The sequence below is a fragment of the Nocardioides halotolerans DSM 19273 genome (assembly GCF_000422805.1).
GTDB classification, from domain to species: domain Bacteria; phylum Actinomycetota; class Actinomycetes; order Propionibacteriales; family Nocardioidaceae; genus Nocardioides; species Nocardioides halotolerans.
On the sequence record NZ_KE383922.1, the window covers coordinates 807,057 to 821,199 of the forward strand.

Genomic DNA, 14,143 nt, shown 5'->3' on the forward strand with positions numbered 1-14,143 from the left:
GGTCAGCCGAACAGCTTGGCGACCAGGCCGCTGCGGGCAAGCTCGGGTCGAGCGGCGCCGGCGTTCGGGTCGACGTCGACGACGGCCTTCAGGAAGTCGTCGACCTGCGCCGGCTCGTAGCCGTCCTCGAGCCGCACGGGGGTGAAGTGCGTCCGGCGCACCGGGTCGGCCAAGGGCTCCCCCGCCTCGACGGCCTCGATGAGCCGGAGCAGGAACGCGTTGACCTCGCCCCGGTGGTAGCCGCGACGGCCCCGCGTGCCGTCGAAGTGCGCCCGGCGCAGGTAGGAGACGAGCTGCTCGCAGGTGATCCGGTCCTCCGGCTCAGCCGTCGCCTGCTCCTCCGTCGGCTCGTCGACCGCATCGGGCTCGGTGCCTTCGGTGCGCTCGGTCTCGGTGCTCTCGGTCGTGTCGCCGTCCACCGACCCATCGTGGACGCGCCGCGGCCGGTTCGGGCCGGAACGCCGGAACGGCGCCCGCCGTTCCAGACCGGCCCGGGCCGGACCTCACCCCCGGACGGCGTCCCAGCCCTCGGGCCGGTCGCGCCTGGGCAGCTTGCCCACGATGAGGCGGTAGGACTCGTCGACGGCGTCGAGCAGGTCGTCGTCGGGGATGCCGTCGAAGGCGAGCGTGTTCCAGCCGGAGCGCCCGAGGTAGCGCATCACCGTCGCGGCGCCGGGGTAGCGCTCGAGCCACTCGTCGGCCACCTCGCGGGTCGCGCCGCCCTTGACGCCCACCGATTCGGCACCCAGGAAGGCGAAGATCTTCCCGCGCGCGCCGTCGCCGACCTTGATGACGGGGTGGTCGTGCTCCTCCCACGGGAAGTCCGGCCATGCTCCCGGCTTGGCCAGGCAGTGGGCCCGCAGCGCCTCGACGTCCACGCCGTGACGATAGTCGTGAGCACGCCACCCCTTCGGGTGACCGCGACGTTGCCGAAAGCGGCACCGGGGCGGCGCCCGGCGGGTTAGCGTCGAGGAGGGGGTGAGGCAGTGGACCTCTCCGAGCTCTACCGCGACATCGTCGAGGGCTCACCGGACGGGCTGTGGGTCATCGACCTCGACGGCCGCACCGTCCATGCCAACCCGCAGATCGCCCGGCTGCACCGCATCGACGCCGCCGACCTGCCCGGGCTCACCGTCTGCGACACCCTCGACCACGACGGTCGCGCCCGGTTCCTTGCCCACCTCGAGGGCGTCCGCGAGGGCCGCCTCCACGAGCAGCCCTTCGAGGTGCAGTGGGTCCGCAGCGACGGCACGCACCAGTGGGTGATCTGCAGCGAGACCGCGCTGCTCGACGACGAGGGCCGGCCCCGCGCGCTGATGCGCCGCTACTCCGACAACACCGAGCGGCACGAGCTGATCTCCTCGCTCCGGGCCAGCGAGGACGCCCTCGAGGACCAGGTGGCCCAGAACAACCTCATGCAGGCGGTCGCCAGCGCCGCCAACGAGGCGACCTCCCTCGGGGAGGTCCTCGCCCACGCCCGCTCGCTGGTGCTGCTGCACGACGACTGGGAGCGGGCCCGCGCGTTCGTCCCGTCCCCGGACGGCAGTGGCACCGTTGAGCACTTCTACCCCTACGACGCGGACCGCCACGACGACGTCGACGACCCCCGAGCCGCCTCCGAGCTCGCGCTGGCGCAACTGGCCCACGACGCCCGCGGTCCCGTCTGGGACGAGGACAAGCTCACCCTCGCCTTCCCGGTCCTGCTCGGCACCGAGGTCCACGCCGTCGTCGCCATCGCGTCGGCTCCCCCGCTCCACCGTCACGAGCTCATCGAGAACATGGCGGGGCGCGTCGCCGAGCAGCTGGCCAGGGTCGCCGAGCGCGAGCAGGCGCAGGCGGACGTGGCCCGGGCCCGCGACGAGGCGATGGAGGCCTCGCGCCAGAAGTCGGACTTCCTGGCCCACATGAGCCACGAGATCCGGACGCCGCTCAACGGCGTGATCGGCCTCAACGACCTGCTCCTCCGCACGCCCCTGACCCCCGAGCAGGAGCGGCTGGCGTCGGGGGTCCAGACCGCGGGGCGCACGCTGCTCGGGCTGATCAACGAGATCCTCGACTTCTCCAAGATCGAGGCCGGACGGATGGTGCTCGAGCAGCTGGACTTCGACGTCCGCCGGCTGCTGGAGCAGGTGGCCTCCATGCTGGGCGCGCAGGCCAGGGAGAAGCACCTCGAGCTGGCGGTCTCGTGCCACGCCGACGTGCCGGCGGTGCTGTCCGGCGACCCGACCCGGCTCGCGCAGGTGGTCACCAACCTGGTGTCCAACGCCGTGAAGTTCACCGAGCACGGCGGCGTCACCGTCCGGGCCACCGCGGAGCCGGCCGACGGGCGCGTGCGCCTGCACATCGACGTGATCGACACCGGCATGGGGGTGCCGCGCTCGAAGCGGGCGACCCTCTTCGAGCCGTTCACGCAGGCCGACTCCTCCACGACCCGGCTCTACGGCGGCACCGGCCTCGGGCTCGCGATCTCGAGCGAGCTGATGACCGCCATGGGCGGCACCCTGGAGTACGCGCCCAACCCCGACGGCGGGAGCGTCTTCACGTGCACGCTGGTGCTCGACGTGGGCGAGCGAGCGGTCGCCGAGCCGGCCGACGCCGCGCTGCCCCAGCGCGACGAGCAGCAGGGCAAGGGCGTCGTCCTCGTGGTCGAGGACAACCAGGTCAACCAGCTCGTGGCGACCGGGCTGCTGGCCGCGCTCGGCTACGCCACCGACACCGCGGACGACGGTCTGGCCGCGGTCGAGGCCGCCCGCACCGGCCGCTACGACGCGATCCTGATGGACGTGCAGATGCCGCGCATGGATGGCTACAGTGCGACGCGGCACATCCGGGCCCACGAGACCGGCAGGCGCCGCCCGATCATCGCGATGACGGCGGCCGCGGTCGAGGGCGAACGCGAACGCTGCCTGGAGGCGGGGATGGACGACTTCCTCACCAAGCCGGTCGACGCGCACCGGCTCGGCGAGACGCTGCAGAAGTGGCTGGCTCCGGAGCCGTCGCACTCCGGGCGGCTGGACCTCGACCGGCTCACCGAGCTGCGGACCCTCGACGAGCCGGGCGACGGGTCGTCGTACGTCGACCGGGCGATCACGAACTTCCTCGCCGCCGTCGACGGGCAGGTCGTCGCGATGCGCAGTGCCGCCGACGCCGACGACTCGGCCGGCCTCCAGGCCGTCGCCCACCGCTTCGCCGGGTCGGCACTCAACCTCGGCGCGACCGCCCTCGGAGAGGGCGCCCGCACGATCGAGGAGCACCTGATGGCCGGCGCGTGGGACGACGCCGTGGCGGCCCTCGACGAGCTCGTCGAGGGAATGGCGCCCGAGGTCGAGGCACTGCGCGCCTACCAGCGCGAGCACTTCCCCTCGCGGACCTCCTAGTCGTCGCTCCCGTCGCTCTCGCCGTCGTCCTCGTCGAGCAGCCCCTCGCGCCGGGCCGCCGCCACCAGCCCGCGGATCTGCTCCGCGGAGCCGCAGCCCCCGTCGATCTGCCGGTTGCGCTCGCTCGCGAACTCCTCGCCGAGCTGTGACCGCAGCTCCTCCCCGACCTCCTCGCGGGCCGGGTTGAGGATGGTGAGCTCCTCCTCGGTGAGGTGGTGGTTGATCACCCGGGCCAGCTCCTCGACCGCGTCGTCGAAGGCCTGGGTGTCGGTGCCCGCGAGCTCGAGCACGGCCAGCATCGCCTCGTGGCCCTCGGCGTGCTCCTCCTCGCCGTGCTCGGCCTCGTGCTCGGTGATCGCCCGCTGGCCGCGGAGCCTGGGGTAGACGTGGTTCTCCTCGGCGATGGCGTGGGCGGTGTGCAGCGTCGCCAGCGCCCGGCGGACGGCGTCGCGGTCGGAACTGCTGTCGCGCAGGTCGCGCAGCAGCGCCTCGAAGCGACGGTGGTCGTCGAGGATCAGGTCGACGACGTCGCCCTGGAGCGGTCGGCCGAGGTCGATGTTGGTGTCGGTCACGCCGGGGAAGGTACCCCGTCCGTTGATCACGACGTGGCGTCCGTCGTCGGCGGTCTCCGGCTGGTCCCCCACCACGCCAACCTAGGCTGACGTCGATGACCGGGACCGAGCGCTCTCCGCGCGCGGCGCTCGTCCTGGTGGTCGCCGTGACCGTCGTGCTCAGCGTCCTGCTGTCGCTGGTGCACCTGCCCTCGGCCGTGCTGTTCGCCTCCCTGGTCGGCGGGATGGCCCACGCGCTCACCTCGCCGACGCCCCTCGACCTGCCGGCGAGCTCGTTCCGGCTCGCCCAGGGCACGATCGGGGTGGTCATCGGGGCCAGCGTGAGCCTGCCCGCGCTGGAGCGCATCGGCCACGACGCGCTGCCGATCGGGCTGGTCATGGTCGCCACCCTCCTCCTCTCCCTCGCGGCGGGCGGCTGCTGGCGCTGCGCGACGACGTCTCCCGGGTGACCGGCGTCTTCGCGCTGGTCGCCGGCGGCGCGTCCGGGGTCGTGGCGGTGGCGCGCGAGCTCGGCGCCGACGACCGCGTGGTGACGGTCGTGCAGTACCTCCGCGTGCTGGTGGTGCTCGTGGCGATGCCGCTGGTGACGGCGGTCGTCTTCCGCCCCTCGCACGGCCACGGCCGGCTCGCCGCCTCCGACGCGGGCCTGCCGCGCGACCTCGTCTTCGTCGTGGTCTCGCTGGCCGTCGGGCTGGCGCTGGCCCGCCTGGTGCAGCTCCCCACCGCGTCGCTCCTCGGGCCGCTCGCGGTCGCCGTCGTGATCGCGCTGGGCGGCTGGCTCGGCGAGGTGCGGGTGCCCGCGCCGGTGCAGTGGGTCGCCTTCGCGCTCATCGGGGCCCAGGTCGGGTTGCGGTTCACCCGCGCCAGCCTCGTCTCGATCGCCCGGATGCTGCCCGCGGTGCTGGGCCTCATCGTGGGGATGGTGGCGGCGACCGCGGGCGTCGGCGCGCTGCTTGCCTGGGCGACGCCGGTCGACGGGCTGACGGCGTACCTCGCCACGACTCCCGGCGGCCTGTTCGCCGTGCTGTCGACCGCCGCGGACGCCGGCTCCGACGTGACCTACGTGCTCGCCGTCCAGCTCTGCCGGCTGCTCGTGATCCTCGCGCTCACCCCTCTGCTCGCGCGCTGGCTGTCAGCTCGAGGCGATCGATGAGGGCGCGCGCCCTGCGGCGGTAGCGCCACACCTGGAGCAGCCCCAGGGCCCACAGCGGGTACTGCGCGCACATCGCCCAGCGGAACGCGCTCGCGTCGTAGGCCGTGCTGCTGCCCGGGGTGCGCCAGTCGAGGACCAGCCCGATGGCGACGACGAGCACCAGGCTCGCCGAGAAGCCCGCCTGGTTGATGATCCCGTTGGCGCTGGCCAGGCGCTCGGCCGGGTTGGAGGTGCGGGCGAGGTCGAACCCGATCATCGACGCCGGTCCCCCGATCCCGACGACCTGGGTCAGCAGCACGAGCAACCAGAACGGCGCGTCGCCCGGCCACGCGAGGACCGCGGTCCACACCGCCAGGATGGACCACACGATGGCGAGCACCGCCGTCGAGCGGTGCCAGGGGTGGCGTCCGATGAACCACCCGATCGTGGGCCCGCTGTACATCACCGCGACGACGACCAGGCTGAGCAGCAGGCCCGCCCGGCCCTCGCTCAGGTGCTCGCCCCGGACCAGGAACGGGAAGCCCCACAGCAGCGTCATCGCGGTGGCGCTGAACTGGGTGACGAAGTGCATCCAGAACCCCAGCCGGGTGCCGGGGTGCGCCCAGCTCGCGCGCAGGCTGGCCCGGATCGTCGCGAACGTGAGCCGCGGCCCGCGCTGCACGCGGTCGTCGGGGGTGTCGTGGACGACGACCGCGACCGCCGCCGCGGCGACCACGCTCACCCCCGCGGCGATGAGGTAGGCCTCGGCCCAGCCGAGGTGGCCCAGCGCCCAGGTCATCGGCGCCGTCGCGCCGATCGCGCCGAGCTGGCCGAAGGTCCCGCTCAGCGCCGTCAGCAGCGGCACCCGGCGACCCGGGAACCAGCTCACCACCAGCCGGAGCAGGCAGATCCAGGTCATCGCGTCGCCCATCCCGACGAAGACGCGCGCGACCAGCGCGGCGCCGTAGGACTCCGCGAGGGCGAAGGAGGCCTGCGCCAGCGTGAGCACGACCGCGCCGGTCAGCATCACGCTGCGCGCGCCGTAGCGGTCCACCAGGAGCCCGACCGGGATCTGCATGCCGGCGTAGACGAGCAGCTGCAGCATCGTGAACGTCGCCAGCTGCGCGGCGCTGATGTCGAACCGCTCCGCGGCGGCCAGGCCGGCGACGGCGAGCGAGGAGCGGTGGAAGATCGCGAGCAGGTACGCCGCGAGCGCGACGCCCCACACGATCCATGCGCGCCTCACCGCGCCGACGCTATGCCTGTCGGCGGGGTCACACCGGGACGGGGTGCCTCACCTCCTCACTTCGTCGCTTCCATCATCTGGCGCAGCTCCTTCTTGAGCTCGCTGATCTCGTCACGGAGGCGGGCTGCGACCTCGAACTGGAGCTCGGCCGCGGCCCCCTTCATCTGGTCGGTGAGGTCCTGGATGAGCTGGGCGAGGTCGGACGACGGCATGCCGGCGAGGTCGGCCGCGTGGTGGCCGGCGGCGCGCTCGCCGAGGACCGGCGTCGGCTGGCGCGGGCCGCCACCCTTCGGCGGGCGCACTCCCCCGGCACGGCCCTTGGCCTCGGTGCCGGCCCAGGTCTGGAGCAGCTCCTGGGTGGACTCGTCCTCGCGGGCGAGCATCTCGGTGATGTCGGCGATCTTCTTGCGCAGCGGCGTCGGGTCGATGCCGTGCTCCTTGTTGTAGGCCTCCTGCTTGGCCCTGCGCCGGTTGGTCTCGTCGATCGCGGCCTCCATCGAGGGCGTGATCTTGTCGGCGTACATGTGCACCTCGCCGGACACGTTGCGCGCCGCGCGGCCGATCGTCTGGATGAGCGACTTGTCGGAGCGGAGGAAGCCCTCCTTGTCGGCGTCGAGGATCGACACCAGCGACACCTCGGGCAGGTCGAGGCCCTCGCGGAGGAGGTTGATGCCGACGAGGACGTCGTACTCCCCCAGGCGCAGGTCGCGCAGCAGCTCGATGCGCTTGAGGGTGTCGACCTCGGAGTGGAGATAGCGGGTGCGGATGCCGGCGTCGAGGAGGTAGTCGGTGAGGTCCTCGGACATCTTCTTGGTCAGCGTCGTGACCAGCACCCGCTCGTTCTTCTGGGTGCGCTCCTTGATCTGGTGGATCAGGTCGTCGATCTGGCCCTTGGTCGACTTGACCACCACCTGCGGGTCGACGAGGCCGGTCGGTCGGATGATCTGCTCGACCACCGCGGGCGGGGTGTTGCCGCCGACCTTGTCGAGCTCGTAGTTGCCCGGCGTGGCCGAGAGGTAGATGGTCTGGCCGATCCGGTCGAGGAACTCCTCCCAGCGCAGCGGCCGGTTGTCCATCGCGCTGGGCAGCCGGAAGCCGTGGTCGACGAGGTTGCGCTTGCGCGACATGTCGCCTTCGTACATGCCGCCGATCTGGGGCACGGCGACGTGGGACTCGTCGATGACGAGGACGAAGTCCTCGGGGAAGTAGTCGAGCAGGCAGTTGGGAGCCGAGCCGGGCTGGCGGCCGTCGATGTGCATCGAGTAGTTCTCGATGCCGGCGCACGAGCCGACCTGGCGCATCATCTCGATGTCGTAGGTGGTGCGCATCCGCAGCCGCTGGGCCTCGAGCAGCTTGCCCTCGCGCTCGAACCTGGCCAGCTGGTCCTCGAGCTCGAGCTCGATGCCGCGGATCGCGCGCTCCATCCGCTCCGGGCCGGCGACGTAGTGGGTCGCGGGGAAGACGTGGAGCTCCTCGTCCTCGGTGATCACCTCGCCGGTGACGGCGTGGAGCGTCATCAGCCGCTCGATCTCGTCGCCGAAGAACTCGATGCGGACCTGGTGCTCCTCGTAGACCGGGAAGATCTCGAGGGTGTCGCCGCGCACCCGGAAGTTGCCGCGGGCGAAGGTCATGTCGTTGCGGGTGTACTGCATCTCGACGAGCCGCCGGAGCAGCCCGTCGCGGTCGTGCTCCTGGCCGACCTTGACCCGGAGCATGCGGTCGACGTACTCCTGCGGGGTGCCGAGGCCGTAGATGCACGACACCGTCGCCACCACGATCACGTCGCGGCGGGTCAGCAGCGAGTTGGTCGCCGAGTGGCGCAGCCGCTCGACCTCCTCGTTGATCGAGGAGTCCTTCTCGATGTAGGTGTCGGTCTGGGGGACGTAGGCCTCGGGCTGGTAGTAGTCGTAGTAGGAGACGAAGTACTCGACGGCGTTGTCGGGGAACAGCTGCCGCAGCTCGTTGGCGAACTGCGCCGCGAGCGTCTTGTTGGGCTGCATGACCAGGATCGGCCGCTGGACCTGCTCGGCGACCCAGGCCACCGTGGCGGTCTTGCCGGTGCCGGTGGCGCCGAGGAGCACGACGTCCTGCTCGCCGCCCTGGATCCGCTTGGTGATCTCGGCGATCGCGGCCGGCTGGTCGCCGCTCGGGGAGTAGTCGGACACGACCTTGAACGGCGCCACGCGGCGCTTGAGGTCGGTGACGGGACGCATGCTTCGAGACTACGGTGGCCCACCGACAGTGCCCCGCGAGCGCCGGGACCAGTGACGCGACGTCGTGTCGCAGATAACCTGACCGCGTACCTCCCCTACCGACGACCCGCAGGAGACAAGCAAATGGCCCTGGGCCTCAACCCCGTCGGCGACGTGCTCAAGAAGGCCGACCGGGTGCTCGCCAACGCCGGCGACACCCTCGGCACGGTCGACTCCAAGCTGGCCAACGTCGACACGACGCTCGGCACCGTCGACACCAAGCTCGCGAACGTCGACAAGACGCTGGGCAAGGTCGACACCCGGATGGAGAAGGTCGACTCCACGCTCGACGAGACCAAGACGCTGCTCACGCAGGTCCAGGGCCTGCTCACCGAGCTGTCCGAGGAGATCGCCCTCGTCAAGGAGATCCCCGACCTGAGGAAGAAGCTCGACGAGGTGCACAAGGCGGTCCTGGAGAAGTGAGCATCCCCACCACGCTGCGGGTCAGGTTCGTCAACGCGGACCCCGACGACGAGCCGGCTCTCGCGCCCGAGGCGGGACCCGGCTACGCCGAGGTCGACCCCGACGACCAGGAGGACGCGGCCGAGTCGTTCGACCACGAGGACGTCGTCGGCGTGGCCGTCGACGACGAAGGCACCTACCGGCTGGAGACCAGCTCGTTCTTCGTCCCGCTCGCGGCCGGCGACCTCGTGCGCGCGGCTCCCGACGCCAGCGGACAGCTCCAGGTGGTCGACGTCGTCGAGCCGTGCGACGCCGTCCTGACGATCTTCGCCCCCGACGCCGCCGCCTCCCCGGAGGCGATCACCGCGCTGATGCGGGTCTGGGAGGCGACCGGCGCCGGCCAGAGCGAGCGCGGCGGGCCGTTCGTCGCGACCGTCTGGCCGGACATGCCGATGGACGCCATCGCCGCGCAGCTGAACGCCGACCAGGAGGCCGGTCGCGGCGAGTGGATCCTGGCCGCCGAGCCGCACGAGCGCACTCGCGAGGCGCAGGACGAGATCGACTTCGAGACCGGCGTCGAGGTCGCGTGAGCGAGATGCCCGTCGGGGCGCCGTCCGCCGTTCACTAGATTTGCCGCGTGAGGAGCAGCGCGCAGACCATCGAGCGCGTGCTCGTCTGGACCCGCCGGACGCTCGCGGTGGTCTTCGGCGTGCCGATGGCCATCGGCATCGCGATGAGTCTGGTCGACTCCTACCGCCGCCGCGGCAAGAAGCCCGGCCAGTTCCCGACCACACCACCGGCGACGGCGACGGTCGGCGAGGGCACGATCACGACCTACACCTTCGGGCGCGACCTCTACGCCGACATGCTGGCCGCGATCGAGGGCGCCCAGCGGCAGATCCTCTTCGAGACCTACATCTGGAAGGGCGACGCCGTCGGAGAGAAGTTCAAGTCGGCGCTCGCGGCCGCGGCGGACCGCGGCGTGGAGGTCTACTGCGTCTACGACGGGTTCGCCAACCTCGTGGTCTCGCCGCGGTTCAAGCACTTCCCCGCCTCGATGAAGGTGCTGCGCTACCCGGCGTACGCCGCGGGCTGGCGCTTCTTCGACCTGCGCCGCTACGGCCGCGACCACCGCAAGATCCTGGTGGTCGACGACAAGGAGGCCTACGTCGGCGGCTACAACATCGGCTCGGCCTACGAGACCGAGTGGCGCGACACTCACGTCCGGATCACCGGCCCGGGCGTCCAGGACCTCCGGCGGGCCTTCGCCGACTTCTGGAACCTGCACCGCCGTCGCCGGCTGCGCACCAGCGAGCGACCGCTCCTCGTCGAGACTGCCAGCGTGTGGGAGCCGCGCATCCGGCTGCAGCGCAACGTGCCGCGGCTGTGGATGTTCCCGATCCGGGGGATGTACCTCGAGGCGATCAACCGGGCCTCGACCAACATCTGGATGACGCAGGCCTACTTCATCCCCGACGCCGACTTCGTCGAGGCGCTCACCGCGGCGGCCCGGCGCGGGGTCGACGTCCGGCTGCTGGTCCCGCTCAAGTCCAACCACATCGTCGCCGACTGGCTCTCGCGCGGGTACTTCTCCCAGCTGCTCGAGGCGGGCGTGCGGATCTTTCGCTTCAAGGACGCGATGGTGCACGCGAAGACCGCGACCGTCGACGGCACGTGGTCGACCGTCGGCACCGCCAACATCGACCGGCTCAGCCTCCAGGGCAACTACGAGATCAACGTCGAGGTGATCGACCGCGCGCTCGCGGAGGACCTCGAGGCGGTCTGGGCCGTCGACGAGTCCAACTGCATCGAGCTGACCCGCGGCGAGTGGGAGGCCCGCGACCTGCACCGGCGGTTCACCGAGCTGGTGCTGAGGCCGCTCCGCCCGCTCCTCTGACCTGCCGAGAGGGTGGTGACGCCAACTCGATACTGCCGGTATCGTCGTGGCGTGATCCCCACCAGCACCTCCCGGCGCAGCCGCCGGACCGTGCGGCCCGAGCGGGCCGACGTGCGCGAACGGGTGCTCGCGGCGGGACGGGAGGTGTTCGCCGAGGTCGGCTACCAGAAGGCCACGCTCGACGCCATCGCCGCGCGGGCCGGCTTCTCCAAGGGCGCCGTCTACTCCAACTTCGCGGGCAAGGACGACCTGTTCCTGACCCTCCTGAAGCACGAGGTGGCCGACATGCGCGCGGTGCTCGACGCCGCGCCGGGCGACGGCTCCCTCGCGGACGACGTGCGGCTCCTCGCGGCGACCGTGCTGGGCTGGGCGCGAGACGGCCGGGCGCAGCTGGTCTTCGCCGAGTTCCGGGCGCACGCGGCGCACGACCCGGCGCTCGCGCGGCGCACGGCCGAGGTGCGCGCCGGGCTCGTCGAGTCGACCGCCGAGCGGCTGGCCGAGGTCGTCGCGGCCCGCGGCGGGCGGCTGACGGTGCCGGCGACCGATGCCGCCACCCTGCTGCTGGCGCTGGTCAACGGTCTCGCGCTCGAGCACGTCGGACGCGCCGACGTGGTCGCCGAGGACAGCCTGGTGGCGCTCATGTCGGGGCTGGTCGCGTGATCCGGCTCGGCCGGCGCCGCCGGTCCTTCGACGGCGCGAACGTGTTCATCACCGGCGCCGCGAGCGGGATCGGGCGCGCCACCGCCGAGCACGCCGGACGGCGCGGGGCGCGGCTGCACCTCACCGACCGCTCGGCCGACGGCCTGACCGAGACGGTGGCGCGCGTCGAGGCCGCGGGCGGGACGGTGGTCCTCGCCCGGACCGCCGACGTGGCGTCGTACGACGAGGTGCGGGCGCTGGCCGCGGAGGTCACCGCGACGTCGGGGCCGATGGACGTCGTGATGAACGTCGCGGGCGTGTCGGCCTGGGGCACCGTGTCGTCGCTGCGCCACGAGACCTGGCGGCGGATGGTCGACGTCAACCTGATGGGGCCGATCCACGTCATCGAGGAGCTGGTCCCGCCGATGGTTGAGTCGCGCCGCGGCGGGCACCTCGTCAACGTGTCGTCGGCCGCGGGGATCATCGGGATGCCTTGGCACGCCGCCTACAGCGCCTCGAAGTTCGGGCTTCGCGGGGTGTCGGAGGTGCTCCGCTTCGACCTGGAGCGGCACCGCATCGGAGTCTCGCTGGTGTGCCCGGGCGCGGTCGCCACTCCCCTGACCGAGACCGTGCAGATCGACGGCGTCGAGAAGGCCAACCCGCGGTTCCTGAAGGCACAGGCGAGGTTCCGCCGCCACGCGGTCTCGCCCGAGGACGCCGCCGCGGCGATCATCGCCGGGGTCGAGCGCAACCGCTACTGGGTCTACACCTCCACCGACATCCGGCTCGCCCACCTGCTCCAGCGGCTCGCACCGCCTCTCTACGCCCTCCTGATGCGCCTCATCAACGCACAGGCCAACCGGGTGCTGCCCGAGGTGCGCCAGGCCCGCCGACCCTCGGACGCCGCGTGAGCACGCGCGTGAGCGCCCGGATCGCGCCCGGCCGCACCCGCGACACGGGGCTGGCGGTGCAGGTGTTCGCGCGCGTGGCCGGACGCGTGACCCGCACCAAGCCACCCGCGGTCTTCCTGACGCTCGGCCGGCACCGTCGGCTCGTCTGGGGCTGGCTGCTGTTCGCCGGTGCGCTGATGCCCGGCGGCCGACTGCCCCGCCGCGAGACCGAGCTGGTGATCCTCCGGGTCGCGACGCTGAGCGGCTCGGCGTACGAGCTCGCCCAGCACCGACGTCTCGGCCGCCGCGCCGGGCTGACCGCCGACGAGGTCGAGCGGGTCGCGCTCGGGCCGGCCGACCCGTCGTGGGGGCCCCGCGACCGGCTGCTGCTGCGGGCCGCGGACGCGCTGCACGCGCGCGGCGACGTGTCCGACCAGCTCTGGACCGAGCTGCGCGCCCAGCTCGACGAGCGGGAGACCATCGAGCTGGTGATGCTGGTCGGCCACTACTCGATGCTCGCGACCACCCTCAACACCCTGCGCGTCCAGCCCGACCGCCCACGCTGAATCCCTTTGCGCCGCCCGTCCCGGCCCTCGTAGCGTCGACCGCGATGACTCTCGAGCTGCACGCCTTCGTCCTCGACGCCCACGACCCCGCGCTCCTGGCCCGCTTCTGGGCCGGCCTCCTCGGCCGCGAGGTGGTCGCCGATCCCGACCAGCCCGACGTCCACGTGCTCCCGCCGACCAGCGACACGGAGTTCCAGCTCGACTTCGCCCCGACCGACGCGCCCAAGTCCGGTCCCAACCAGATGCACTTCGACCTGCGCAGCGAGACGCCCGCGGAGATGGCCGCCACGGTCGCCCGGGTCCTCGAGCTCGGCGGCGACCACCTCGACATCGGCCAGGGCGACGTCGACCACGTGGTGATGGCCGATCCGGAGGGCAACGAGTTCTGCGTCATCCCGGCCGGCAACAACTTCCTCGCCGACACCGCCCGCATCGGCGCCCTGAGCTCCGACGGCAGCCAGGCCGTCGGCTACTTCTGGAGCAAGGCCCTCGGCTGGCCGCTGGTCTGGGACCAGGACGAGGAAACCGCGATCCAGTCCCCGCGCGGCGGCTCGAAGATCTCCTGGGGCGGCCCGCCGTTCAACCAGAAGCAGGGCAAGAACCGCGTCCACCTCGACCTCGTCTCCTCACCCGGCAGCGACCAGTCCACCGAGGTCGACCGCCTCCTCGCGCTGGGAGCCCACCGCATCGACATCGGCCAGGGCGACGTCGACTGGGTCGTGATGGCCGACCCCGACGGCAACGAGTTCTGCGTGCTCCAGCCTCGGTGGCCCACCGCTGGTTGAGGAGGTCGCGCTAGCGACCGTCTCGAAACCACCGCTGCGAAGGCACCTGCCGCACCACCGCTGGTTGAGGAGTGAATCGCCCTGGGTTTGCTGGAGGCTCCATCGTTTGGGAACGAGGATGGAGTTATGCCGAGGGACATCACGCCTGGGAAGCCGAGCACGAGGCGGTACAGCCAGGAGGAGAAGGACGCGGCGGTGCGGATGGTTCGCACTCTGCGGGCGGAGTTGGGCACCGATATCGGGACGATCGCGCGGGTAGCTCGTCAACTCGGCTACGGGCTGGAGTCGGTGCGGGCCTGGGTGCGTCAGGCCGAGATCGATGAGGGTCACGCGCCGGGTGTCTCCACCGATGAGGCGACCCGGCTCAAGGCGTTGGAGCAGGAGA

Annotated in this window: 14 protein-coding genes and 1 pseudogene; 10 read left to right on the plus strand and 5 right to left on the minus strand. The window is 72.0% G+C overall.

Annotation, left to right across the window (positions count from 1 at the left end; translation table 11 throughout):
• Positions 1–2: 2 nt before the first annotated feature.
• Positions 3–419: a DivIVA domain-containing protein gene (locus tag G514_RS0114585; RefSeq protein ID WP_028652359.1), complete on the minus strand. Its 417-nt coding sequence runs from the start codon at positions 417–419 to the stop codon at positions 3–5.
• A gap of 84 nt (positions 420–503) precedes the next feature.
• On the minus strand, positions 504–878 hold the full coding sequence (locus G514_RS0114590; protein WP_028652360.1) for an MmcQ/YjbR family DNA-binding protein: 375 nt from the start codon (positions 876–878) through the stop codon (positions 504–506).
• A gap of 108 nt (positions 879–986) precedes the next feature.
• On the opposite strand from G514_RS0114590, the gene G514_RS29320 reads away from it, so the two are divergent.
• The gene (locus G514_RS29320; RefSeq protein ID WP_051247462.1) at positions 987–3,377 is read left to right on the plus strand and encodes a hybrid sensor histidine kinase/response regulator; all 2,391 of its coding nucleotides are present in this window, start codon (positions 987–989) and stop codon (positions 3,375–3,377) included.
• On the opposite strand, the gene G514_RS0114600 is transcribed toward G514_RS29320, so the two are convergent.
• Positions 3,374–4,021: a hemerythrin domain-containing protein gene (locus G514_RS0114600; RefSeq protein ID WP_245582213.1), complete on the minus strand. Its 648-nt coding sequence runs from the start codon at positions 4,019–4,021 to the stop codon at positions 3,374–3,376. The two genes, G514_RS29320 and G514_RS0114600, sit on opposite strands and share 4 nt — an antisense overlap.
• Positions 4,022–4,173: 152 nt before the next feature.
• Between G514_RS0114600 and G514_RS26870 the strand changes: the two are divergent.
• A pseudogene (locus G514_RS26870) lies at positions 4,174–5,102 on the plus strand (AbrB family transcriptional regulator).
• On the opposite strand, the gene G514_RS0114610 reads toward G514_RS26870, so the two are convergent.
• Entirely contained in the window at positions 5,056–6,327 is a 1,272-nt protein-coding gene (locus G514_RS0114610) for an MFS transporter (RefSeq protein WP_036564705.1), read from the minus strand. The pseudogene G514_RS26870 and the gene G514_RS0114610 sit on opposite strands and share 47 nt — an antisense overlap.
• Before the next feature lie 56 nt (positions 6,328–6,383).
• Positions 6,384–8,540, minus strand: coding sequence for an excinuclease ABC subunit UvrB (gene uvrB / locus G514_RS0114615; RefSeq protein WP_028652363.1), 2,157 nt, complete (start codon positions 8,538–8,540; stop codon positions 6,384–6,386).
• Positions 8,541–8,663: 123 nt separating this feature from the next.
• Between uvrB and G514_RS0114620 the strand changes: the two genes are divergently transcribed.
• The 8 genes from G514_RS0114620 to G514_RS0114655 all read left to right on the plus strand — a co-directional run.
• Positions 8,664–9,002, plus strand: coding sequence for a hypothetical protein (locus G514_RS0114620; RefSeq protein ID WP_028652364.1), 339 nt, complete (start codon positions 8,664–8,666; stop codon positions 9,000–9,002).
• Positions 8,999–9,571, plus strand: a complete 573-nt coding sequence (locus G514_RS0114625; protein ID WP_028652365.1) for a hypothetical protein — start codon at positions 8,999–9,001, stop codon at positions 9,569–9,571. The genes G514_RS0114620 and G514_RS0114625 overlap by 4 nt, the downstream gene beginning before the upstream one ends.
• A 47-nt stretch (positions 9,572–9,618) precedes the next feature.
• Positions 9,619–10,878 (plus strand): phospholipase D-like domain-containing protein, encoded by a 1,260-nt coding sequence (locus tag G514_RS0114630; RefSeq protein WP_245582214.1) that lies wholly within the window; start codon positions 9,619–9,621, stop codon positions 10,876–10,878.
• Positions 10,879–10,929: 51 nt separating this feature from the next.
• Entirely contained in the window at positions 10,930–11,538 is a 609-nt protein-coding gene (locus G514_RS26875; protein WP_051247463.1) for a TetR/AcrR family transcriptional regulator, read from the plus strand.
• The gene (locus tag G514_RS0114640; protein ID WP_028652367.1) at positions 11,535–12,428 is read left to right on the plus strand and encodes an SDR family oxidoreductase; all 894 of its coding nucleotides are present in this window, start codon (positions 11,535–11,537) and stop codon (positions 12,426–12,428) included. The genes G514_RS26875 and G514_RS0114640 overlap by 4 nt, the downstream gene beginning before the upstream one ends.
• On the plus strand, positions 12,425–12,973 hold the full coding sequence (locus G514_RS0114645) for a carboxymuconolactone decarboxylase family protein (RefSeq protein ID WP_211222136.1): 549 nt from the start codon (positions 12,425–12,427) through the stop codon (positions 12,971–12,973). Before G514_RS0114640 ends, G514_RS0114645 begins: the two co-directional genes overlap by 4 nt.
• Before the next feature lie 44 nt (positions 12,974–13,017).
• Positions 13,018–13,758 carry a VOC family protein gene (locus G514_RS0114650; protein ID WP_028652369.1) on the plus strand — a complete coding sequence of 247 codons (741 nt, stop codon included), beginning with the start codon at positions 13,018–13,020 and terminating at the stop codon, positions 13,756–13,758.
• A gap of 126 nt (positions 13,759–13,884) precedes the next feature.
• Positions 13,885–14,143: transposase (locus G514_RS0114655; RefSeq protein ID WP_028652370.1), on the plus strand; the 259-nt coding region annotated here is incomplete at its 3' end.